The organism is Heliomicrobium undosum (assembly GCF_009877425.1).
Classification (GTDB): domain Bacteria; phylum Bacillota; class Desulfitobacteriia; order Heliobacteriales; family Heliobacteriaceae; genus Heliomicrobium; species Heliomicrobium undosum.
In genome coordinates, this window is the sequence record NZ_WXEY01000007.1 from 90,974 (window position 1) to 113,148 (window position 22,175).

The following is a 22,175-nucleotide window of genomic DNA, read 5'->3' on the forward strand; positions in this document are numbered from 1 at the left end:
GGTGAAGTGGGAAGATAAACCCGAACGGCGAAGAACCGACCTGCCGCAACCTATCGCGGCTGTGGAGGTCGAGCGCCGGGGGTATGAGGTGATTCCATTGCGCATTTTGCTGGCCGAAGACGACCAGCGGCTGGGCAAACTGATCGACCACATGCTGAAAAGGGAAGGCCATGAGGTCGACTGGGTGCAGCGCGGCGACGACGCCTATCATTACGCCAAGGCGTCCCATTATGATTTGTTCATTCTCGATTGGATGATGCCGGTCATGGACGGCGTGACCCTCTGCCGCCAGTTGCGGCAGGACGGTTTTCAGTGCCCGATTCTCATGTTGACGGCCAAGGATGCCGTAGAGGATCGGGTGCAGGGCCTGGACGCCGGCGCTGACGACTACCTGGTCAAACCTTTCGCGTCGGCTGAGTTGATGGCCCGGCTGCGGGCGCTTTCCCGCCGTAGCAAAGTTCCCTTGCAGGAAGAGATCGTCCAGGTGGCCGACCTGGTTTTAAACCGCAACCGTCACTCGGTGACGCGCGGCGGCGAGGAGATCACCCTGACCAGCCGCGAGTTTGCCTTGCTCGATCTGCTGGTGCAGAACAAGGGACAGGTGCTTCCCCGCGAGATGATCATGGAGCGGGTCTGGGGGTTTGACGCCGATGTGACCGACAACACCCTGGACGCCTATATCCGATTGCTGCGCAAAAAAATCGAACCCCCCGGCGCCGCCAAGTTGATTCACAACATCCGGGGCGTTGGCTACACACTGGAGGAATAGCCGTGTTTACGCGGATCCGCGCGCGCCTGACCCTGGGATATGCCGCGTTGATGATCGTCATCCTGGTTGCCTTTACCGGGATCACCTACGGCCTGCTGCACTCCATCCTCCAGCAGGAGGAGCGGCAGGAGATGAAAATGATGCTGTCCAGGGTCGCTGATCAGCAGTTGAATGAGATGAAGCGACGGGCTCGTCTGCGCGGTCCCAACGATGTGACGGTGGAACAAAAGCGGGAAAGAAGATATGCGCCGCTCCGCGACGGCGCTGAAGGGGAGCGGGACGCTGTCGGTTCTGGGTATGCCGACTACGCCGCAAGAGGCAACGACGAGGACAAACTCGACGATGACGCCGATGGGGCGAAGCGCGGCGGCAACCGATTCGTCTTCCTGCTCACGCTTGACGAGCGGGGAACCGTGCTTCGCAGCGTCGATGAGTATCCCGCCCTGCGTCCGCAGATCATGGAAGCGGTGCAGCAGTGGAGACCAGCCGCTTTCGAGACGAGAGGCGCCCATTTTTCCGAAGAAGACCGAAGCGAATTGCACATCCTGCTGGGGGCGCAGCCGGTGCTCGACCACGGCCGGTTTGCCGGAATGGTCTATGCCGGCATGGATGTGAGCGATTCCCGCCATGTCCTCTACCGCCTGCTTTTTGTCCTGGGCGCCCTGTCGATCCTCTTTCTGCTGTTGGCCGCTGGCGCCGGCTATTACATGGCCGGAAGAGCCATGGTGCCGATCATCCACTCCTTTCATCGCCAGCGCGAGTTTGTCGCCGACGCATCCCACGAACTGCGCACGCCCTTGAGCATCCTCCAGTCGTCCATCGATGTGATCGAGGCTGACGATGGGCGCAACCTGTCCGAGTTTTCCCGGCAGGTGCTGGCAGACATGAAAGACGAGGTCGGGCGCATGACCCGCCTGGTTGGCGACCTGCTCACGCTGGCCCGCGCCGATTCGGGGAAACTGGAGTTGCAACGGGAGTCTTTCGACCTGCGCCCTGTGGCGGAACAGCTGTTTCGCACCTTCCAACACCGGGCGAACGCGCAGGGATTGACGCTGGAGATGGACGGACCGCCGAGTCTTCCCGTTTTCGTCGACCGGGAGCGTGTCACCCAACTGCTCTGCATCCTTTTGGATAACGCCGTCAAGTACACGCCGGAAGGCGGCAAGGTCAGCCTCTCGCTGGCGCGGGCCGGCGGGGGGCATAACGATACCCTGCAAGTGAAGGTTCAGGATACGGGGATCGGCATCAGTCCCGAGGACCAGCAACACATCTTTGAGCGCTTTTACCGGGCCGACAAGGGCCGCTCCCGGCAAGCCGGCGGTGTCGGCCTCGGCCTTAGCATCGCCCACTGGATCGTCGAGGCCCACGGCGGGACGATCCGCGTGGAAAGCGCGCCGGGCAAAGGGAGCAGTTTTATTGTCCTTGTGCCGGTAAAAGAGCAACGCGCCGTTGTTGCGCTGAATAGTAACCATTAAAGCTTCGCGGAGCAGACATTTCTGCGACCACATGAAACCGCCCACTGCCCATCCTCTTTTTGGATGGCAGAGGCGGTTTCTGCATGTGATTGGACTGTTTGCGCCAGCAATGGCGGCGCGCAGTGAATGTAGTGGATGTAAATGATCGGATGGGTGAAGCGTCCCTTTCAGAACAATTTCAGTTTTTCCAGGTAAAGTATGGGGGTAATGCGTTTATGGGGGGGCATCGAGTGATAACGGGATTGATCTGGCGGGTCACCTGGTCTGGAGCGGGGCTTCTTGTTTTCTGGTGGCTGGGATATGTTCTCGGCGACCAATTGCACCGAAACGGCTGGCTCCACGCCCTCTACTGGGCCGGGATCGCAGGCACGTTGATGGTGCTCCTTGCCTTGGGCTATTCGATCAAAAAACGGTATAAAGCGTTCCCTGGTCGCATGGTTTTTTGGCTACAGGCGCATGTCGTACTGACAGTGCTGGGAAACCTCCTGATCTGCATTCACGTAGGTGGAAGAACCCATGCCCTCGTGCCTTGGATGACCTTCATCGTCTTTTTAATTGTCATGATCAGTGGGCAGATTGGATACTTCCTCCACTTTTATATCAAGCAGAAGCTGGCGGCGACGAAACGGGCGCTGCTGGAGCAGGGGAACAGCAGGGAAGAGGCGGAGGAAGAATTGGCCTGGGTGATCGCCGGGGAGAATCTGCTCTCCGGGTGGCGGCGGGTGCATTTTCCCTTGAACATCACTCTAGCGCTCGCCTTGACACTGCATATCGTTTCGGCCGTCTACTACAGGGGTTGGTGAGGGGAGCGGACATGACGCCAGGGATAAAAAAAATCATCCTTCTTTCCTTCGCGCTGATCGCTGTCTGCGCCGTCGCCTTCAGCCTGCAAGAACATATGTTGCCAGAATCCTTCTACTCGCCGGGCCACCTGTCGGAGGCCCATGCAGAAAACGTGGCAGGCTGCGCCGACTGTCACCGCCCTTGGACCAAGGTGACATCTGAAAGTTGCGCGACCGCTGATTGTCACAGCCGTGAAAAGATGGCCCTTCAGATGACCAAGGATCTGCTGAGCTTTCATGAGAAAAAGCAAAGCGATGATTGCATGACCTGCCATCGGGAACACCGAGGCGCGACGGCGACCGCGAGCGCCCAGTTCGATCACAGCATGGCTGACATCAAACAGCGTTGCGCCGAGTGTCACGAAGGGCCGAAGAACCATGAAGACGCCTTCGGGAATGACTGCGCCGCCTGCCACAGCGTGGAGGCGTGGAAACCGGCCACCTTTGACCATAGCAAGTATTTTCGGCTTACTGGCGACCACCAACTCTCCTGTGCGGAGTGCCACCCTGGCGGTGACTATAAGACCTATACCTGCGTGTCTTGCCACAGTGAAAGCGAAATGCTTCGCGAACACCATACATCCAACTATGCCAGGATCGAGAACTGCGTTGAATGTCATAACGGGAAGCGGAGCTTCACGGAGCGGTCCCGGCGAGATGGCGCCGATAGTTTTGGAGATTTCCGAACAGACCGGTTCAAAGAAGAACCCAATGGGGAGTATCGCTCAGACAGGTCCCTTCGAGAGGATGACAGGATCTATCGAAGAGAGGATGGGCGACGCAGTCGGGATTATAGGGAATTCCACAGCCATTAAATCCTTTGCAGTTCACAAAACAGTCACGGATCTTTCAGGGTAATTTCAGCTTCGATTGGTAAAGTAAAGGTGTCAAAGGAAATCGAACCAGAAAGACCTCTCACGGGTGAGACAGTTGGATGACCGACCGATGCCCAGCCCTGCGGAAAGGGAGGGTATTCGACTGAAACAAAGGGAAAAAGGAGATGCGTTACCATGATCGGATCCTGGAAAAAGGCCCTCGTCGCCACCAGCGTGGCGGGAGCGCTCCTCTGCGGCGGCGTCATCGCTTATGCAGCCACCGATACGACGACAACCAGCGACAACAGCAAGCCCTCGTTTTTCCAGAAGTTCGGCAAGGAACGCCGGGGCGGCTTCAAAGGACAGGACTTCGCCCGGGGGTTTCAAGGCGTCGCCGCCATCATCGGCATCGATGAGGCTGCCTTGAAAACGGAGCTGCAAAGCGGCAAAACACTGGCGGAAATCGCGCAGGCCAAAGGCATTGCCAAGGAAGACCTGATCGCCAAGATGGTCGCTGCCGCTCAGGCCCGCCTGGACGAAGCCGTCGCCGGCGGCAGGCTCAGCGCCGAGGAGGCCGCCCAGAAGAAAGAAACGATGAAACAACAAATCGAAGCCGCCGTCGACAAAAAACACACCGACAAATTCGTTGATAGAGCCGACAAAAAGTTCGGCGACATGGCGAAAGACAAAGCCGGTTTCCCCGGTCCTGCCGGTCAAGAGGTTGCTGACCTGTTGAAGATGACCCAGGACGAACTGAAGACCGAACTGAAAGCCGGCAAGTCCCTGGCGGAGATCGCGCAAGCGAAGGGTGTCGCGAAGGAAGACTTGGTTGCCAAGATGGTCGCCGCCGCCCAGGCTCGACTGGACGAGGCCGTCAGCAACGGCAAGATCACGGCGGAAAAGGCTGCTCAGATGAAGGAAGCGATGAAAAAACGCATTGAGGCCTCCGTCGACAAGAAGCCCGGCGACAAAGCCGGTTTCCGCGCTCCTGGCGGTTTCGCCGGTTCGAATCACTTCCAAGTCGCTGCCGACCTGTTGCAGATGACCAAGGATGAACTGACAACGGAACTGAAAGCAGGCAAGTCCCTGGAAGAAGTCGCCCAAGCTAAAGGCGTCGCCAAGGAAACCTTGAAAGCCAAGCTCATCGAGTCGTCCAAAGCCGATATCGACAAAGCGGTGGCCGACGGCAAACTGACGGCGGAAAAAGCTGAGCAAGCCAAAACCAATCTGGAAAAACGGGTCGATGACATGCTGAGCCGGAAAGGGTTCGGCGGTCGCCCCGGGATGAAATAACGTCCCTCCACCGCTCCAAGCGAGGGGAAATCAAACGAACGATGCGGCCACAAGGCGGGACTCCCGCCTGCGGTCGCTTTTTCCCTTTTTTTGTTTTTACTTCTTTTTAGTGGTCATCCCCAAGGGGCGCGTCTCCGTAAGCCTGCCGGCTTTTTTCACTTTGACTTTTAAATTTAATTTTTCCAACTTGTTACGATCTTGACATCTCAGTTGTATAATCGAGACAAGATTATTTCTTGAGGTGAATAACTTGCGGACACGAAACGTTGTTCTCGCCGTATGCTTGACCACGATGGTTTTGACAACGGCGTGCGGGAAGACGGACGCGCCAGCGACCTCGGCTGCCAGCGCGGTCACTTCGGTCAAAACGGTCCCGGTGAAGCGGGCCACTTTGACCAGCACCGTGACTTTGAGCGGAAAAATCGAGCCGAGTGAATCCGTCAATGTGGTCCCGAAGTCCTCGGGGAAGGCGGCCGGCGTCTACGGCGATGTGGGCCAGCGGGTGAGCGCCGGGACAACGCTGATCCAAATGGAAAACAGCGATATCCTGGCCAAACTCGACGCAGCCAAAGCAGCGTTGGCCGCCGGCGAAGCCAATCTGGAGCGCGCCAAGGCGCAGTTGGAAAAGACCCAGATTCAGTTGGATGAAGCCAAGCGCAATCTGGAACGGCAAAAGATGCTCTTTGAGTCAGGCGCCGCATCACAGTCCCAATACGACACCGCCCAGACGAACCATGATTCGATCAAAAAAGACTATGACATGAACGCCGCCTCTGTGGCCGCTGCTCAGGCTAGTGTGGAACAAAACAAGGCTGCCATCCGACAAAACGAAGTGGATCTGGAGAACAGCCGCGTCTTTTCCCCAATCTCCGGTATCATCGCCAGCAAGAACGTCAATGCCGGCGAATCTGTTTCGGCCAGCACGGCGCCTTTTGTCGTCATCAATATGCAGACCGTTCAGATCAACGCCGGTGTCAGCGAAGCCGACATCAATCAATTCAAGCTAGGCCTGGATGTAGATGTGCGGGTTCCCGCAGCATCGCCCAAACCGTTCAAGGGAAAAGTAACCAAGCTCAGCCCCTCCGCCGACGCCAAGACCAAAACATACCCAGTCTGGGTGTCTGTCGACAACACCGATGACCTGCTGAAGGCAGGCATGTATGCGGAGATCCTTGTGACGACGCAGCGCCTGGAGAATGCGCTCACTGTCCCCTCTGACGCAGTTGTGGAGCGGAAAGGGCAAAAAGTTGTGTACATACTTGATGGGGACAAGGCTGTCGAGCGTAAGGTATCCGTCGGCAAGGTAGACGAAGGGCTCACCCAGGTAACCGAAGGGGTGGCCGAGGGCGAAAAAGTGATTACCACAGGCCTGCAGGCATTGCGAGACGGCGTGGCTGTCCGTGAGGAGCAGGCCAAGCCCCAGGAAAAACCGGCTGGAAGTTCCCAGAACGCGCCGCGTCAGGGGCAGTAACGAAATGAGCCTCACATCACTAAGCGCGAGGGTGGGGAACGCATGAACATCACCGATTTTTCCATAAAACGACCGGCGGGCATCAGCATGATCGTCCTGTTCTTCGTCGTATTGGGACTGTACAGCTTCAACCGCATCGGCGTCGAACTGCTGCCGGCCATGAATACGCCCTTCGTGACGGTGCAGGTAAGTTATCCCGGCGCCGCCGCCGAGGACGTGGAGAAGCAAGTCATCGAACCCATCGAGGAGGCCGTCTCCTCCGTATCGAAGCTGAAGAAGCTTTCCGCCACGGCCAATGCGGGCTCCGGTTTCGTCATCCTCGAATTCGACCTGTCCGCTGATCCCGACCAGGCGGCGCTGGATGTCACCAAAAAGGTGGATGCCGTCAAAGGCCGTCTCCCCGACGAAGCCAGCGACCCGGTCGTCATCAAGCGGGACCTCAACGCCCAGGCGATCATGACCTTGAGCGTCAGCAGCGAGGGCCTGTCCAAACTGGAAACCTACAAATTGGCCGACGAGATGATTCAGGAGCGCCTCAAGCGCGTCCAGGGCGTCTCCGAGATCGAGGTCTACGGCGGGCGGCAGAAGGAGATCGCCGTCGAAGTGGACCCCAAGAAGTTGACCGTCTTCAACGTCTCTTTAAACTCCATCGTCAACAAGATTAAGTCAGAAAACGCCAACAAACCGGCAGGCAAGCTCTATCGCCAGCGCGATTACGACCTGCGGCTGTTGGGCGAGTACCAGAGCGTCAGAGAGATCGAGAACCTGGCCATCCCCAGCGGCGACGGCGCCGCCGTCCCCTTGAAAAACGTCGCCACCGTCAAAGAGCAGATCAAAGAAGTCCGCAACATGACCCGCCTCAACGGCGAGGAATCGGTGGGCATCGAGATCTTCAAACAGAGTGACATCAGCGTCGTCGATGTGGGCAAAGGCCTCAACGCCGAGATCGAGAAGCTGCGCAAGGAACTCCCCGGTGTCACCATCTACGTGGCCAACGACGCTTCCGATTATGTCCAAAAGGCACTGAACAACACCCAGATGAGCATCTTCGAAGGGATCCTGACGACGGCCTTCGCACTGCTCTTCTTCCTGAAGGAATGGCGATCCATGCTGACAGTGCTCATCGCCATTCCCACATCGCTTATCTCGGTCATCTTCGTCATGTACGTCTTCGACTTTTCTTTCAATATGATGTCCCTCATGGGTATGGCCCTCTGCATCGGCATCCTCGTTGACGATTCCATCGTCGTCCTGGAGAACATCCACCGGCACCTGACCATGGGCAAAGACGCCAAGACGGCGGCGAGGGATGGACGGGGCGAGATCGGCATGGCCGCCATCGCCATCACCCTCTGCGACGTCGTCGTCTTCCTGCCCATCGCCTTCATGGAGGGCATGGTGGGGCAGTTTTTCCGCCAGTTCGGCCTGACAATCGTCTTTGCCACCCTCTTTTCCCTATTCGTCTCCTTTACGGTCACGCCGATGCTCTCTTCGCGGCTTTACAAAAAAGGTTTCGACGAGAAGCATCACCCCATCTGGGAGCGTGTCGACCGGTTCGGGGGACGGTTCAAAAACCTCTATGAAGTGCTCCTCCATGGCGCCCTGGCCCATCCGAAAAAGGTCCTCGCCGGCGGTCTGGCGCTTTTTATCGCCTCCATGAGTCTCATCTATCCCTTCCAGGTCGTCGGCGCCGAGTTCCTGCCGAAGACCGATGAAGGCAGCTTCAGCGTCACCGTCGAACTGCCCATCGGTACACCCTTCGAGTTGGCAGACAAACAGACCCTGAAGGTGGAGCAGTTTTGCCAGACCATTCCGGAAGTTGACAATGTCCAATCGCGCATCAGCAGCAACCAGGGGAGTGTCCAGGTAAAGCTGCAGAACAAGAAGAACCGGAAACGGACCGTCTGGGAGATCGCCGATGACGTGCGCAACTGGAGCAAGCAGAACTTCCCGCCCGGCGTCGTCCGGGTGAGTGAAGCCACCGCCTCCATCGCCGGGCTCCCCGGCGGCAGCGGCCCGCGCGGCGCCGGCGGCGGAAACGTGCAGATCGAGATCCTCGGATCGGACCAGGACAAGTTGTTGTCCATCTCCGAGGAGGTCATGGACATCCTGCGCAACACGCCGGGGTCGAAGGATGTCAACACCAGTTGGCGCCTCGGCCAGCCGGAGATCCAGACAGTCATCAACCGGGAGCAGGCCAAGTACTATGGCGCCTCCCTGAACGACATCGCCACGGCCTTGCAGACCGGCGTCAGCGGCAGCACCGCCGGCGTCTTCCGCAAAGACGGCGATGAGATCGACATCAATGTCCGCTTCAAAGACGGCGACAAGTTGAGCAACCAGGACCTGAAGAGCATCCCTGTCACCGTCGGCGGCCAGAACATCGCCGTCAGCAATCTGGTCGAGTTCAAAGAGGGCACAGGACCGCGATCCATCCGCCGCGTCGACAAGCAGCGGGCCATCACCATCTCCTGCAACCTGAACGACCGACCGCTGCAGGAGTTCATCACCGAGGTGCAACAGAAGATCAATGCCCGCAACTTCGACCCCCTGTACTCGATCAAGATGGCCGGCCAGGCCCAGAACATGAACGACACCTTCAGCCAGATGCTGAGCGCCTTAGCGCTGTCCCTAATCCTGGTCTACATGGTGCTCGTCGTGCTCTATGAATCCTTCCTGACGCCCTTTATCCGTATGTTCTCGTTGCCCCTCGGCTTTATCGGCGCTGTCGTGGCTTTGGCCTTGACGAAGAACGGACTCAACCTCTTCTCCATGATGGGCATCATCATGATGGACGGCCTGGTGGCCAAAAACGGCACTTTGCTGCTCGACTACGCCCTGACCCTCATGGACCGGGGATTCAAACCGCGAGAAGCGATCATCGAGGCGGGCAAGACGCGCTTGCGGCCAATCATCATGACGACGATGACCATGGTCTTCGGCATGCTGCCGACAGCCTTAGCCATTGCCGAAGGCGCTGAAAACCGCGTCGGCATGGCCTGGGTGCTCATCGGCGGCCTGCTCAGTTCCACCTTCTTCACCCTGATCATCATCCCGATCATCTTCATCGCCTTGCACCGCTGGAAAGACAAGGTGTCAACGGAGGGATGGTCAGGGCTGTTCAAGAAGCGAAGCCGGGAGAAGGCGGCAGAAGGGGTTTGAGCATTATCCAGCCTATAAAAAACGAGTCCTGAAACCCGAATAATAAATTGGGAAGACCCCGAGCGGTATTAAAGCCGACGGGGTCTTTTGCCGTTTTTCTGGGGCTATCTGTTCTCAAGTATCTAAATGTATTTACCACTTAGGGTGTTTAATTCAAAACAATATTTGAAACCTTGAATTCATACGGTCTTCACAAGTTCAATGTAAACTTGTGTTGTGCGCAAAACGAACAAATGCGAAGAGAACATTCTTAAATGAGCAATAGAAGTACGGGAATTACTTCTAAAATAAATCAATTAGACAATTAAAATCTATCTTTTTTACGGAGGGAATAGGATGCTTAGCATTAGAAAACGAACGTTGCTAATGTCGGCCACATTGTCTATGTTGCTGATCAGCAATGCCTGGGCGGCGACAACGCACGATGGACATGGTTCCCATGAAGCGCCTGCGCCTGCGGTGACAAACGGGGATGGCGGCGCTCACGGCGGAACCGACCATAAAGGCGCTGCCTATGAAGAACAATCGGTGTCAAAAAGCGATGGCAAATATCAGGTCCTGTTGCCGAATTCCCCTGCCTGGACCTTGGATAAAGCGGAAAGAGTGCGCTTTGTCGTAAAATCGGCTGATGATGCGCCCGTCGCCCTAACGGCTGTGACCGTCCAATTTGTATCCCAAGAAGGCGGTCACGGTCACGGAGAAAGTGAGAAACCGGCGCCCGTCATCACAGCCCGCCCCGTCGGTAATGGAGAGTACGAAGCGACGGTTGTGCCTGAGAAGGAAGGGAAAGCCGTTCTGCAGTTCCGGATCGAAGGGGAGAAGGGCGATGACGTCAGTCTCACATCGATAGATGTGAAGGCTTCGCCGCCGCACATGTGGTTTCTCGGCGCCTTCGGGGTCTTCGTGGTGGCCACGTTAACTGCCTCTACTCTCATCCGGGTGAAAGATAAACGAAAGGAGGCTGCGGAGGAATGAACAAGCAACCACTTAATCCGCAAACCTCGCCAAAGCGCAACCTCTTGCAGAACCGATGGGTTCGCGCCCTCTTTGAAAGCGCCCACTATCCCCACGTCTTCCACTGGATCACTGTGACCGTTTTTGCGCTCATCATCTACGTGACCCTTTTTGGCTCCACCATTGCGTCGAAGAATTTCGGCACGGCCGCCACCTGGGTGCTCTGGTGGCCCCTGATCCCGTTGCTGTTCTTCCTCTTCGGCCGGTTCTGGTGCGCCATCTGCCCCTTCTCGTGGTTATCCGATCTGGTGCAGAAGCACTTTGGCGCTGAAAGACCTGTTCCCTGGTTCTTGAAAAAGTACGGTCTGTGGATCATTGACGCCTTCTTCCTCTTGATCACCTGGGCCGACCACATCTGGGGCGTCGTCGAGTCGCCGCGCGGTTCTGCTTACCTCCTGCTGATCATCGTCGCTTTCGTCATCTTTGCCGGCGCCTTCTGGGAGCGGCGCGCCTTCTGCCGCTACATCTGCTTCATCGGCGGCCTTTCCGGCAATTACTCCCGCGCCGGGGTCCTCGAACTGCGGGCCACACCGGAGATCTGCCGCAACTGCGCCACGAAAGCCTGCTATAAGGGCTCTGAAAAAGCGCCCGGCTGCCCGATGTTTGAATTCCCGCGCACGATGGAAGACAACACGAAGTGCAACCTCTGCGGTTACTGCGTGAAAAACTGTCCCAACGGTTCCCTCCGCTTGCCCCCCCGTATCCCCACGCAGGAGCTCTGGTTCATCAGCAAGCCCAAGTTGGAAGAAGCCTTCCTGGCCATCATCGTCATGGGCATCGTGCTGGTGCAGAATCTGACCATGCTGTCCATTTGGCCGGCCCTGCTGCAATTTACGGAGAAACTGCTCGGAACGACGAGCTATCCCGTCGTCTTCACGGCCATCTTCCTGGTGGCCATGGCCATTCCCGCCGTCGCCCTGTATCTGACGAGCGCCCTCTCCGGGAAAGCCGCGTCCGATTCGGTGATACGCAACTTTACCCGCTTCGGTTACGCCATCATCCCTTTGGACCTGGCCGCCCACATGGGGCACAATTTCTTCCACCTGCTCAGTGAAGGCAAGGCCGTCTGGTACACCTTCTTGGACATCTTCACCGATGTGACCTTGCCCGCGTCGATGGCCTTTGTGAGCAATGACACCATCTATGTCCTGCAAATGCTCACTTTGATCGTCGGTTTTGCCGGCTCGGCCTACACGGCCTACCGGATCGCCCGTAATCACTATCAAGAGCAGGGAAAAACACTGGCGGCGTTGCTCCCGCACATCGTCTTCCTGGCCCTGATCCTGGCGATCAACGTCTACGCCTTCTCACTGCCGATGGCGCACCGGGTATAAATCGATTTTTTGCAAACGTGTTCCTGTCGGAGAGCGCGCCGTTTTCGGCTTAGGCCGAAAGACGGCGCGCCTCATCACGGATCAGTTCCAGGCGGCTCGATTCAACGAAGTCGAGTGCCCATTGGTTCGCCCGGTCAAAGCGCTCCTTCAGCCGCAAGGACGGCGCCACATCACCGTAAATGCACCACTCACAGACATGTTTTTTTGGCAGTGGAGAAAGGCCGAGAAAACCGAGCACGTCCTTGAGCGGGTAACCGAGGGCGAGGCCGATTTCGTGCGGGAGTTGGCCGCCTTTGCACCATCGCCCCTTCAGGTGGAACAGAAACGGTTGCACATCGAGGGGCCAGGGGAGTGGCTTGTTCCGGTATTGCCGCAGGCGGCCGAAGCGCTTCAACGATGCCCGGACCTGCGGCTCACGGTAAAAGAGCACCCAGGCGCACTTTTCGCAGCGCTTGAGCAGGAATATTTCCACACCCCAATCGCGCGCCAGTTGCCGGGCTTGCCTCAGCGTTGATGCGATGTCTTTTCCGAAGAAGGGTTCTTGAAAGCGGATAAACTCGCCGGCCTTTCCTGCAAAGAGGACCCTGGAGAGGTTGACAAAAAGCCATTTTTCAAATCGCGCTTGGCGGATGTCCTTTTCTGCTAGGCTGTCTTTCCATAGACCATAAGACGCTCCCATGAGCAATCCCTCCCACGAACGGCATGATCGAGATCCGACAAGTGACTGTTACCATCATTTTAACTGAAAATGATTTTCAATTTCAAGTAGACTTTTCTATTCGCCAGTGGATATCGGTCGAACCGCGCGACATGATGGGGAGGTCGGAATTGTGGAAATGGGCGCGTTCATTTATAATCGAGAGTGAGGAGAATTTGACGAACCGCCACATATGGACAATGGAAAAACCCCCTCGCCGCGAGGGGGTTTTTGAGCAATATCTAGTGATCAGAGGAGTCGGTCGCTATGACAGAGGTGTTGCTGCCGGCCTTGGCGGCGGCGATGATGACGGTGCTTGGGGCGCTGCCCTTTTTCTTTATCACTGTGACACACCGGTTGCGGGACATCCTATTGGGATTGGCGGCGGGCATGATGGTGACGGCAGCCTTTGCCTTGCTGCAGCAGACGCCGAACTTTTGGTTGGCCGCCCCCGGGATGCTCATCGGCGCCGGACTCCTGTTTCTCCTGTTGCGCTTCCTGCCGGAAGGCGGACGGTTGGCTTGGCTGACCTTTGCGGCCATCGCCTTGCACAACGTTCCCGAGGGTCTCGTCGTCGGTGTCGGTTATGCCGAAGGGGACAAATTAGGCCTCTTGATGGCGCTGACCATCGGCTTGCAGAACATGCCGGAAGGGCTGGTGATCGTCGCCCCGCTGCTGGAGCAGGGCGTCAACCGCTGGAAAGCGCTCTCTTTCGTCTTCGCCGCCGCCATGGTGGAGCCCTTGTTCGCCGTCTCCGGCTATGCCCTTGTGGAACAAGTGCAGGGGCTGTTGCCCGTCGCCCTCGGTTTTGCCGCCGGCGCCATGCTCTATGTCACCTTCCGCGAACTGATCCCTGATACCCATGGCCATGGTTTTGAGGAACAAGCGACCTTCGCCTTTCTCACCGGTGTGATCATCATGATGGGGTTGGGGACGGCGCTGGGATAAAGAGAGGCAGACGACTGGGCTTTCAACAAAGCGAGCGTTTGTCAATCACTGTTCTTTGTCAGGACTTTGCCGCGATCTCGCCGGGGATTTTTCGCCAGAATTTCGCTAAGATTTTCGCTAGGGTTTTTCATGAGGAGGAGTTGACCATGCTGCGAAAAGTCCCCCTGCGGGCGGTGTTCATTGTGCCCTTTATCCTCCAACTGCTCCTGGCTGTCGGCTTGGTCGCCTGGCTGTCGGTCAAGAGCAGTGAGCGGGCGATCCAGGATGTGACCGCCCAACTGCGCACAGAGATCGCCGACCGGATTGATGAACACTTGAAAACGCATATGGAAGTCCCCATGCTGGTCAACCGGATCAACGCCAACGCCATCGAGACGGGCCTGCTGGACATCCAAAACAAGCCGATGCGGGAACGATACTTTTTCAGGCAGCAGCAGGCATTTCCGCAGGTCGCTATGAACTTCATCGGCACGCCGCGTGGGGAATTCATGGGCGCCCGACGTAACCTTGCCGGTGAAATCCAACTGGTGCTGGCCAGTGACGCCACGGGCAACAACTCCCACTATTTTTCTGTGAACCCCAATGGCGAAGCGGGGGAATTGAAAGAGGTCTTCCGCAATTTCGACCCCCGCAAGCGGCCTTGGTACATAGCCGGCGAAAAAACGGGCCAGCCCGGCTGGAGCGAAATCTACCGGCATTTCGTCTTCCAGGACCTGGCGATCACTGCCGTCCACCCCCTTTACAAGCCTTCCGGCGAATTGATGGGCGTCCTTGGCGTCGATTACATCTTGACCGGATTGAACCGGTTTCTGCAAAGCCTACAAGTTGGACAAACGGGCCAAACGTTCATCGTCTGTCCTTCCGGCAAACTGGTCGCTGCTTCGGCCATGGAAAAGCCCTATTTGCTTACAGACGGCCAGATGGAGCGGATCCAGGCCGTCAATGCCGATGCGCCCATGCTCCGGAAAGCCGCTCGTTATCTAGAGAGCCGCTTTGGCTCATTGAAGGCGATTCAAGCGCGCGAGCAAGTCGAGTTCCTTCTCGACGGGGAGCGCATCTTCGCGCAGGTGCTGCCCTTCCGTGAATACGGCCTGGATTGGCGGATCGTCGTCATCGTCCCGGAAAAAGATTTTATGGGCTATATCGAGGAAAACACGCGGGCCACCTACATGCTCATCGGGATTGGCTTGTTCATCGCAATCCTGGTGGGCGTGGGGACCTCCCATTGGGTGATCCGCCCGATCCGGGAATTGAACATCGCCGCCGGCGAGTATGGGCGGGGTAACTGGGGATACACCCCGGCCATCGAACGAGACGACGAAGTGGGCAAGTTGGGTCAGGCCTTCACCGCCATGGCCCGGCAACTGGGGGAACTCTTTTCCCACCTGGAGCAGAAGGTGGCTGAACGGACGCGGGAACTGAAGGAAAAGAACCTGGAACTGGTGGCGGCGAACGAGAAAAAAGACCTCGCCGTCAAGGCCAAATCAGAGTTTCTCGCCAACATGAGCCACGAGATCCGCACCCCTATGAACGCCATCCTCGGTTTTTCCGAGTTGCTTGAAGACCATGTGGCCGATGAACAGGGACGGCGCTACCTCGAGTACATCTCCTCCAACGGGGAGACGTTGCTGCGCATCATCAATGACATCCTCGATCTGTCCAAGATCGAGGCAGGCAAGCTGGAGATTCAGCGCCGCCCTGTTCATCTCGGGGCGCTGTTCCAGGAGATGCAGCGGGCCTTTGCCAGCCAGGTGGAGAGAAAGGGCTTGCTGTTCATCGTGGAGACGGATCCGGCCGTCCCGAAGCTCGTCCTGATCGACGAGATCCGCCTGCGCCAGATCCTTTTCAACCTGATCGGCAACGCCGTGAAGTTCACCCATCAGGGGTCGATCAAAGTGACCGCCCGAGTCGCCGGTGATCGAGTCGCCGGTGATGAGGCTAGGCAAATGGATAGGGACAGAGATATGGACAGGAATAGGGATAAAGATATTGATGGTGAGACAGGCGAGGCATATGGCGCACTCGATTTGGTCGTAACCGTCGAAGACACCGGCATCGGCATCCCGGAGGGGCAGAAACAAGCCATCTTTGAGGCCTTTGTGCAACAGGTGGGACAGGATGCGCGCTACGGCGGCACCGGACTGGGGCTGACGATCACCCGGCGCCTCGTCGAGATGATGAACGGCCAGATCGCCTTGACCAGCCAATTGGGCAAGGGGAGCGCTTTCCAGGTGACACTGCGCGATGTGGAAGTGATGAAAGTGATAGAAGCCTCCGAGGCGCAGGCGGCTGTCGCGCGATCCGATGTCCGTTTCCCCGATCGCCTCGTGCTGGTTGCCGACGATGAAGCGGCCAACCGCAAGCTGGTGCGGGAGTTCTTAGAGCCCCATGGCATTCGATTCATCGAAGCCGCAAGCGGCAGAGAGGTCATCGACCTGGCAGAAAAGCACCGTCCTGACGCGATCATCCTCGACATGAAGATGCCTGTCATGGATGGATTCGCGGTGCTGCAGATCCTCAAGGTCGATGAAGAATTGTCGAACATCCCGGTCATCGTGCTCACGGCTTCCGTTCTGGAGGAGGAAGAAGCGAGCGTTCGTCAGTCAGGCTGCGCCGGGTTCTTACGCAAACCGGTGAAGAAAGAGCAAATGCTCTCTGAGGTGGCGCGGATTTTCGGGCAGTGAACCGGAATGGGCCAACTATGAAGCCCCTGAGCGACAACCAATGGTTGACGCCAGGGGCTTTTTCAGTGAATTGCTTTGCTTTTGCTGGATTTGCTGGTCAGGGTGAAAGAACTGTGAATCAGCGAACGCCTCAACGCCGCGTATCGGCTAAGCGATCTCGGAAACGAGCGTGCTTTCCACAAGCTGCCGGAAGTACCGGCAGTTTTCCGTCAGATCCGGTCCATGCCGGAAGAGCCCGCCGCCGATGAGGAAAATGACGTCACGACCGTAGACATCGAGCATGTCGGGGATGGCTTCCAGGCTCATGCCGCCGCCGGGACAGGGGAAGATCGGCTTGATCGCCCCCATCGGCATCTCCGTTCCACGGGCGATGGCTTTGCATTCAGCGCGGCTGAAGGAAAAGCGGCCGCCGAAATTGGGGTAGATGACGGCGTCTGCCCCGGCCAGCCGGGTGATCTGTCCGAACAATGCCGGATGGGCGATGCCATTTCCCGGTGACGTGACATAACTGCCCTGAAAGGCGGGGTGGCTGAAGATCGGCAGCGCGATCTCATCATCCTCGGCCAACAGCCGCATCGCGTCCAGCCCGACCAGCGCCGGGGCGACCATCAGGCCCTTCGCCCCGGCCGCCTTCGCGTAGCGCGCTCGGGAGATCAGTTGATCCATGGGCGCGGTGACATTGGCCACATAGACACACTGCTGCCCTGTCTCGCGGTTGGCCCGTTCCACTGCTTCGGCGCAGCGGCTCACCCGTTCTTCAAAGGGCGCAAAGACCTGATTTGTCAGCCCGTGATCGTCTTTGATGATGTCGATGCCGCCGAGAGCGCACTGGTAGGCCATCTTGGCGAGTTCTTCCGAGGAAAGGCCCATCGGCTTCAGGGCGGTGAAGAGCAGAGGGCGCTGTGGCACACCCAGCCACTCGCGCAGGCCCTCCCGTCCAAAGCGGGGACCTTGAAATTGGCGAAGCAGACTATCGGGAAGATCGATCGATTCCACGGTGATCCCCGGCTTGATGCTGATGTTGCCGAAGATCACATTGAGCAGTTGGGTCAACTCGCCGGAAGCTGTCTCCACATCGAAGCTGATGTTGGCGTGATAGGCGGGAGCCGTCTCATGAGACGCCGTTGCCGGGCCGAAGGATTCGATGCGTCCGACGATATGCTCGCGGATAAACCCTTCGGGGAGCAGATCGCCGGGGAATTCGACGCTCTGTTCCAGGCAGATGTCCTTGGCCTTGTTCAATGCCGTCGCTTCATCGCCGGTGAGGCGGTAAAGGACGGAAAAACGCGCGCGCTTCTCCATATTAGAGGGCCTCCGCTTTTGCCAGACTGTGGACCGGCGCCAGGTATGTCTCCGCCAACTCGCTCTCGGAGATGTTCAAGCGCTCGCCGGTCAAATGCTCCACCGCTGCAATCAGGCGCAGCGCGTCAAGGCCGTATTCTTTCATCAAGTAGGGCTTGCTGGCGCCGTGGAGGAAGGTGTCAGGGATGCCGATGCGGACGAGACGGCGTCCCAGGCCCGCCTCCGCCATCGTCTCGGCCACAATTGTGCCTAACCCGCCGACGACCGTATGGTTTTCCATGGTGATCACGCCGCAGCGAGTCCGGGAGATGGCCTCCAGCACAGCCGGATCGTTGAAGGGCTTCAAAGTGGTCACATGCATGTGGTGAATCGAAAGGCCCCGGCTTTGCAGGACCTTGACGGCCCGCATCGCCTCTTCGGTGCATATGCCGCTCGATAACAAGACGATGTCGGTTCCTTCGGTGATCGTGCGGACCTTCCCGAACCGCATCCGGTCTGACGCGTGAAAGAGCCGGGGAATCTCCCCGCGCAGCATGCGCACATAGACGGGTCCGTTGACACTGTCGGCCACGTCGAGGACCGACTCCACGTCGGTGGCGTCGCCGCATTCAAGGATCGTCATGTTGGGCAAGGCCCGCATGACGGCGATGTCTTCAATCGCTTGGTGGGTGGCGCCGCCGGGGGTCATGACGCCCGGCAGGAAGCCGAACATGCGCACAGGCAGGTTGGGGTAGGCGACAGACATGGCGATCTGGTCAAAAGCGCGGCGGTAGATGAAGACGGCGAAGGTATGTACGAACGGACGGAACCCTTCCCGCGCCAGCCCGCCGGCAAAACTGAGCATGTTTTGTTCGGCGATGCCCAGGGAGATGAACCGGTCAGGAAAGGTGTCGCGAAAGAGGTCGATCTCGGTGGAACTGGTGAGGTCTGCCGAGAGGACCAGCACCTCCGGTTTGGACTCGGCCCAGCGGATCAGGTTTTTGGCGTGAACCTTCGATAGGATTTCCATTGTCACGGCTCCCTCGTCAAGATGTCGGTCAAGACCGCCCGGTATTCCTCCCGCTCGGCAGCGCTGGCAAAGCGGACATAGTGCAGCTTTGGGATCCGCTTCTGCAGGAGCGGCAACTCCCGGCAGGGATCCGTGTCAGCGAGCACAACCAGCGGCCGTCCGTCCCGTTCCAGGGCGGCGGGGGCGGCCAAGGCGTCCAGATCGTGACCGTCTACCCGAAAGACCCGCGCTCCGAAGGCCGCTAGGCGATCATGAAAAGGCTCGATTTTCAGGACCGTATCGGTGGGGCCGTCACACTGCTGGCCGTTCATATCCACATAAATCCCGATGTTGTCCAGCCGGTGATGGGCGATGGCCTCCATGGCCTCCCAGTTCTGGCCGGATTGGAACTCCCCGTCCGACATGAACAGCCAGACCCGCCCTGTCTCGCCGCGCCGTTTGCGGGCCATGGCGATGCCGGCCGCCTGGCTCAAACCCTGTCCGAGCGATCCGGTCATCACTTCCATCCCTGGCGAGTGTTCGGCGCCGATCATCTCGACAGTGCTGCCGTCGCGGTTGAACTGGTCTAAGCCCTCCGGCGCCATCCGTCCGGTCTCGATCAGCGCCGCATAGACGACAAGGGCGTACTGGGAGGGGGAGAGGATGAAGCGGTCCAGATGGGGGGCCCGGGGGCCGTTGAAGGCCGCACCGGTGATGCTGTGGGGGTTCTGCGGCCCCGGCACGCCAGGGAAGGGGGGCGGAACGAGGGGCTTTTCCGTCGACCCCAAGCGCATGATCTTCAGATACATAGCGGCCAGGATCTCCGCCGCCGAACAGGCCTGGCTGAGATAGCCGCCATTATTTTTGACTGTGTGTTCCAGGACGCGCCGGCGGATCCCGCCGGCAACGCGGCGCGCTTCATCCTGCCAGGCGCCTTGGCCGGGAGAATCGATAATTTCCATAGTAGATCTGTCTCCTTCGTCGGTGTAGACGTCAATACCCATCGGTGCAATGTAAAACCCAAGTATTCCTATATATATTACTGAAGTGTGGTTGCCTTGCCAAGATAAGTTTTTGGAGGGGTGGTTCTTGATTGGCGCCGTAGTCACTATGGTTTTACATCGGCGCTGGGTGAATCGTTGCGGTCTTTGGAAAGGCTTCGAGCGACATTGCGCAGGATCACCGGGATGCTCGAATGGCGCGAGTAAAAAACAGGCTTCTCATTGGCGGTCGCATACTCCTTGATCGACCACATGGCCTGGTGGGAGATGGCTTGTGTGAGGATGACCAGCACGTCACAATGGGCTAAACTGCCCCGCCATTCTGCCTCCTTTTCCCCATCGTGGACGATCACCCGGCAGGGAAGGTTTTCGGGGGAACGCTTGTCTCGCATTCCACCGAAGATCCCAATCGTCAAGCCTGTCAAACCGGTTAATTCGGAGAAGCCCTCCAAGCCGCCGTTCCAATCGGTCGAGACATCGGCAGCGCCAGATACATGGCTGTCGCAGCGGCCCCGCAAGCGCCGCGCCTGCCCTAGCCCCAGCCCCCGCGTGAACCCCCGCATCAGCCCCTGTCGCCGCCGACCCCGGAGGGATTTCAGTTCCTCCTCCAAATCCCCGATCCGGCTCTTGAGCGCCTTTACCTTCCGAGCATAGGTTGATTCCGCCGTCTCCTGCTGCGCCGCCGCCAGGCGATCGAGGAGGCGGCGATTTTCTTCCTTGCTCTCATGCAGTTTCTTTTCAGCGGCGGCTAACCGCTCCCGTGTGTAGCTCACTTCGGCGGAAAGCCGCTCCAGCGCGGCGTCCTTGCCGGCCAGTTGCTTTTGCAGCGTCCTGGCGTGCTGCTGAACGGTCGTTCTGCTTTCCGACGCAGCGCCCCCGGCCAGTTCGAGGAGCGCTTCCGTGCGCATATAGGACAGCTTGTCCACGAGGGGGAAGGTCAAAATGGCAAAGGTGAGGACGGAGGGACCGAGTCGTTTTTCAAAGTCGGCGACCTCCCATTTTCCCGAGTAAATCCCCGGGAGCAGCGCGAAGTGGATGAAGGCTGTCACCGAGGCATGGAAAAACCGCTCCAGTTCCGAAGGCGGGTAATCGCGGATGACAGAATCCTTGATCTTTTTGACGATCAGATACCGTTTTTTATCGCCCCGAGGGTGACGGCGGGCCGCAGGATCTTTCGCCAGGCTTTGCAACGCATCGGGGAGCATGTCGATGCCGGCCAGTATATCCACCAACGCCCAGGGATCCATCTCCCGGGCCGGTTGGGGCCAGCAGGCCTGGAAAAAGGCTTGGCAGCGGTACAGGTACTCCTGTTTATAGTGGAGCCAGAGCGCCTCCTGGGCGATCCACAACGCCTCTCGTTCTTCCAAATCTCTAGGGGAGATGGCTTCGGCGTACGCCGACGGGTTTTCCGCGACAACGGGGAGGTCTTTCGAGCCGATCCGCAGGAGGCCCGATTCCCCCGGTTCCGGCTGCGTCCAGATCAGTTTGGCCAGCGTAGCCGGCTGCTCGTGGCCGCAGCAGGCGATCAGCGGGATGGGGAAGAGCCACTTTCCGACGAGCATCGCGTCAGACCGGCACTGCGCAAGCGAGGGGGTCCGTGTGACTCCAACCTGGCGTTGCTTCCGGCAGATGGGACAGGTTCGCATGGCCACGACCATCATGGCCGATGTTTCTGTCTTATCTTTTTTCCCATCTTTTGCGCCCATGGCAGCCGCTTCCTTTCGATGCCCAACTTTGCATCCCCATAAATCTTTTATGAGTCGGATCGCAGGCGATGATGAAAAAGTCTTTTTCATAAAAAACGGCGAGGTCCCTGTTGAAGGGACATCTCGCCGCTGAGATGTTTCCGCTTGTATATGTAGTAAAGATACCCTGTACGAAAAAACAAGTCAAGGAATAAGCGCTCGCTGCTTTCTGACGAATGGTTGGATGTGAGGCGAGATAAGTAATCAGCCAGGGCAAGAATGGCGATTCTGAATAATAGAACTTTTCACTTGCGCATTGCGTAACTTTTCGCTTTGGTCGTATAATGCCTACGTAAAAACCAAATACCGATTCGGATGAAGCTTACGGGAGAGCGGTCGCCAGACCCGCCGAAGGAGTCACACTCTCAGGCCCTTGTCACACAAGGAGAACCGCAAGCGGACGAAACTCTGGAGAGACCCTGCCAGACAGGGCGCCGAAGGGGCAAAGCGGTCAGACTTGACCGTTAAATCTCTCAGGCAAAAGGACAGAGCAAGCGCTAGGAGAAACCGCCAACCCAATCGCCGATGATTCGCTGAGGGCCAACGTAGGTTGGTCCGACGCTGTCGGTCTAATGAAGGTTGGTCCAACGAGTATAAGCGAAATGTGTTAGACTCGCCGAATCAGACGGGTCTGC

General features: G+C 58.1%; 16 protein-coding genes and 1 riboswitch. Of the genes, 11 read left to right on the forward strand and 5 right to left on the reverse strand.

Going from position 1 to position 22,175, the window contains the following annotated elements; genetic code table 11:
* Positions 1–88 precede the first annotated feature (88 nt).
* From GTO91_RS08695 to GTO91_RS08735, 9 genes are all read left to right on the forward strand, one after another.
* The gene (locus GTO91_RS08695) at positions 89–769 is read left to right on the forward strand and encodes a response regulator transcription factor (RefSeq protein WP_328793763.1); all 681 of its coding nucleotides are present in this window, start codon (positions 89–91) and stop codon (positions 767–769) included.
* Between the two features lie 2 nt (positions 770–771).
* On the forward strand, positions 772–2,244 hold the full coding sequence (locus GTO91_RS18635; protein WP_161257897.1) for a sensor histidine kinase: 1,473 nt from the start codon (positions 772–774) through the stop codon (positions 2,242–2,244).
* 230 nt (positions 2,245–2,474) lie between these two features.
* Positions 2,475–3,047 (forward strand): hypothetical protein, encoded by a 573-nt coding sequence (locus tag GTO91_RS08705; protein ID WP_161257899.1) that lies wholly within the window; start codon positions 2,475–2,477, stop codon positions 3,045–3,047.
* Positions 3,048–3,058: 11 nt separating this feature from the next.
* Positions 3,059–3,901 (forward strand): cytochrome c3 family protein, encoded by an 843-nt coding sequence (locus GTO91_RS08710; protein ID WP_161257902.1) that lies wholly within the window; start codon positions 3,059–3,061, stop codon positions 3,899–3,901.
* A gap of 195 nt (positions 3,902–4,096) precedes the next feature.
* The gene (locus GTO91_RS08715) at positions 4,097–5,194 is read left to right on the forward strand and encodes a hypothetical protein (protein WP_161257905.1); all 1,098 of its coding nucleotides are present in this window, start codon (positions 4,097–4,099) and stop codon (positions 5,192–5,194) included.
* 250 nt (positions 5,195–5,444) lie between these two features.
* Positions 5,445–6,665 (forward strand): efflux RND transporter periplasmic adaptor subunit, encoded by a 1,221-nt coding sequence (locus GTO91_RS08720; protein WP_161257908.1) that lies wholly within the window; start codon positions 5,445–5,447, stop codon positions 6,663–6,665.
* A 42-nt stretch (positions 6,666–6,707) separates the two neighbouring features.
* A complete protein-coding gene (locus GTO91_RS08725; RefSeq protein ID WP_161257911.1) occupies positions 6,708–9,827 on the forward strand; it encodes an efflux RND transporter permease subunit in 3,120 nt (1,039 codons plus the stop codon).
* 336 nt (positions 9,828–10,163) lie between these two features.
* Entirely contained in the window at positions 10,164–10,802 is a 639-nt protein-coding gene (locus tag GTO91_RS08730; protein WP_161257913.1) for a hypothetical protein, read from the forward strand.
* Complete coding sequence (locus GTO91_RS08735) at positions 10,799–12,175, forward strand: 4Fe-4S binding protein (RefSeq protein WP_161257916.1); 1,377 nt, start codon at positions 10,799–10,801, stop codon at positions 12,173–12,175. The genes GTO91_RS08730 and GTO91_RS08735 overlap by 4 nt, the downstream gene beginning before the upstream one ends.
* Positions 12,176–12,224: 49 nt before the next feature.
* On the opposite strand, the gene GTO91_RS08740 is transcribed toward GTO91_RS08735, so the two are convergent.
* Positions 12,225–12,854 carry a DUF3793 family protein gene (locus GTO91_RS08740; RefSeq protein WP_161257919.1) on the reverse strand — a complete coding sequence of 210 codons (630 nt, stop codon included), beginning with the start codon at positions 12,852–12,854 and terminating at the stop codon, positions 12,225–12,227.
* A 285-nt stretch (positions 12,855–13,139) separates the two neighbouring features.
* On the opposite strand from GTO91_RS08740, the gene GTO91_RS08745 reads away from it, so the two are divergent.
* Together GTO91_RS08745 and GTO91_RS08750 are read left to right on the forward strand one after the other, a co-directional pair.
* Positions 13,140–13,820 (forward strand): ZIP family metal transporter, encoded by a 681-nt coding sequence (locus GTO91_RS08745; RefSeq protein WP_161257922.1) that lies wholly within the window; start codon positions 13,140–13,142, stop codon positions 13,818–13,820.
* A 146-nt stretch (positions 13,821–13,966) separates the two neighbouring features.
* The gene (locus tag GTO91_RS08750) at positions 13,967–16,504 is read left to right on the forward strand and encodes a hybrid sensor histidine kinase/response regulator (RefSeq protein ID WP_161257923.1); all 2,538 of its coding nucleotides are present in this window, start codon (positions 13,967–13,969) and stop codon (positions 16,502–16,504) included.
* Positions 16,505–16,651: 147 nt separating this feature from the next.
* Here GTO91_RS08750 and GTO91_RS08755 read toward each other — a convergent pair whose 3' ends face one another.
* The 4 genes from GTO91_RS08755 to GTO91_RS08770 form a co-directional block, all read right to left on the reverse strand.
* Positions 16,652–17,806 (reverse strand): RuBisCO large subunit C-terminal-like domain-containing protein, encoded by a 1,155-nt coding sequence (locus GTO91_RS08755; protein ID WP_161257925.1) that lies wholly within the window; start codon positions 17,804–17,806, stop codon positions 16,652–16,654.
* Position 17,807: 1 nt separating this feature from the next.
* Positions 17,808–18,815: a transketolase family protein gene (locus tag GTO91_RS08760; protein ID WP_161257927.1), complete on the reverse strand. Its 1,008-nt coding sequence runs from the start codon at positions 18,813–18,815 to the stop codon at positions 17,808–17,810.
* A 2-nt stretch (positions 18,816–18,817) separates the two neighbouring features.
* Entirely contained in the window at positions 18,818–19,756 is a 939-nt protein-coding gene (locus GTO91_RS08765) for a transketolase (RefSeq protein ID WP_161257929.1), read from the reverse strand.
* Positions 19,757–19,902: 146 nt separating this feature from the next.
* Positions 19,903–21,501 (reverse strand): DUF2325 domain-containing protein, encoded by a 1,599-nt coding sequence (locus GTO91_RS08770; protein WP_161257931.1) that lies wholly within the window; start codon positions 21,499–21,501, stop codon positions 19,903–19,905.
* Between the two features lie 437 nt (positions 21,502–21,938).
* Positions 21,939–22,039: riboswitch (glycine riboswitch) on the forward strand.
* The last annotated feature ends 136 nt before the right edge of the window (positions 22,040–22,175 follow it).

What these genes read in the sequence shown, in the direction of transcription:
- GTO91_RS08725 (WP_161257911.1), top strand. Translation starts at nt 6,708, where the DNA reads ATGAACATCACCGATTTTTCCATAAAACGACCGGCGGGCATCAGCATG.
- GTO91_RS08755 (WP_161257925.1), bottom strand. Translation starts at nt 17,806, where the DNA reads ATGGAGAAGCGCGCGCGTTTTTCCGTCCTTTACCGCCTCACCGGCGAT.
- GTO91_RS08740 (WP_161257919.1), bottom strand. Translation starts at nt 12,854, where the DNA reads ATGGGAGCGTCTTATGGTCTATGGAAAGACAGCCTAGCAGAAAAGGAC.
- GTO91_RS08750 (WP_161257923.1), top strand. Translation starts at nt 13,967, where the DNA reads ATGCTGCGAAAAGTCCCCCTGCGGGCGGTGTTCATTGTGCCCTTTATC.
- GTO91_RS08715 (WP_161257905.1), top strand. Translation starts at nt 4,097, where the DNA reads ATGATCGGATCCTGGAAAAAGGCCCTCGTCGCCACCAGCGTGGCGGGA.
- GTO91_RS08735 (WP_161257916.1), top strand. Translation starts at nt 10,799, where the DNA reads ATGAACAAGCAACCACTTAATCCGCAAACCTCGCCAAAGCGCAACCTC.
- GTO91_RS08770 (WP_161257931.1), bottom strand. Translation starts at nt 21,501, where the DNA reads ATGGGCGCAAAAGATGGGAAAAAAGATAAGACAGAAACATCGGCCATG.
- GTO91_RS08760 (WP_161257927.1), bottom strand. Translation starts at nt 18,815, where the DNA reads ATGGAAATCCTATCGAAGGTTCACGCCAAAAACCTGATCCGCTGGGCC.
- GTO91_RS08765 (WP_161257929.1), bottom strand. Translation starts at nt 19,756, where the DNA reads ATGGAAATTATCGATTCTCCCGGCCAAGGCGCCTGGCAGGATGAAGCG.
- GTO91_RS08745 (WP_161257922.1), top strand. Translation starts at nt 13,140, where the DNA reads ATGACAGAGGTGTTGCTGCCGGCCTTGGCGGCGGCGATGATGACGGTG.
- GTO91_RS08730 (WP_161257913.1), top strand. Translation starts at nt 10,164, where the DNA reads ATGCTTAGCATTAGAAAACGAACGTTGCTAATGTCGGCCACATTGTCT.
- GTO91_RS08710 (WP_161257902.1), top strand. Translation starts at nt 3,059, where the DNA reads ATGACGCCAGGGATAAAAAAAATCATCCTTCTTTCCTTCGCGCTGATC.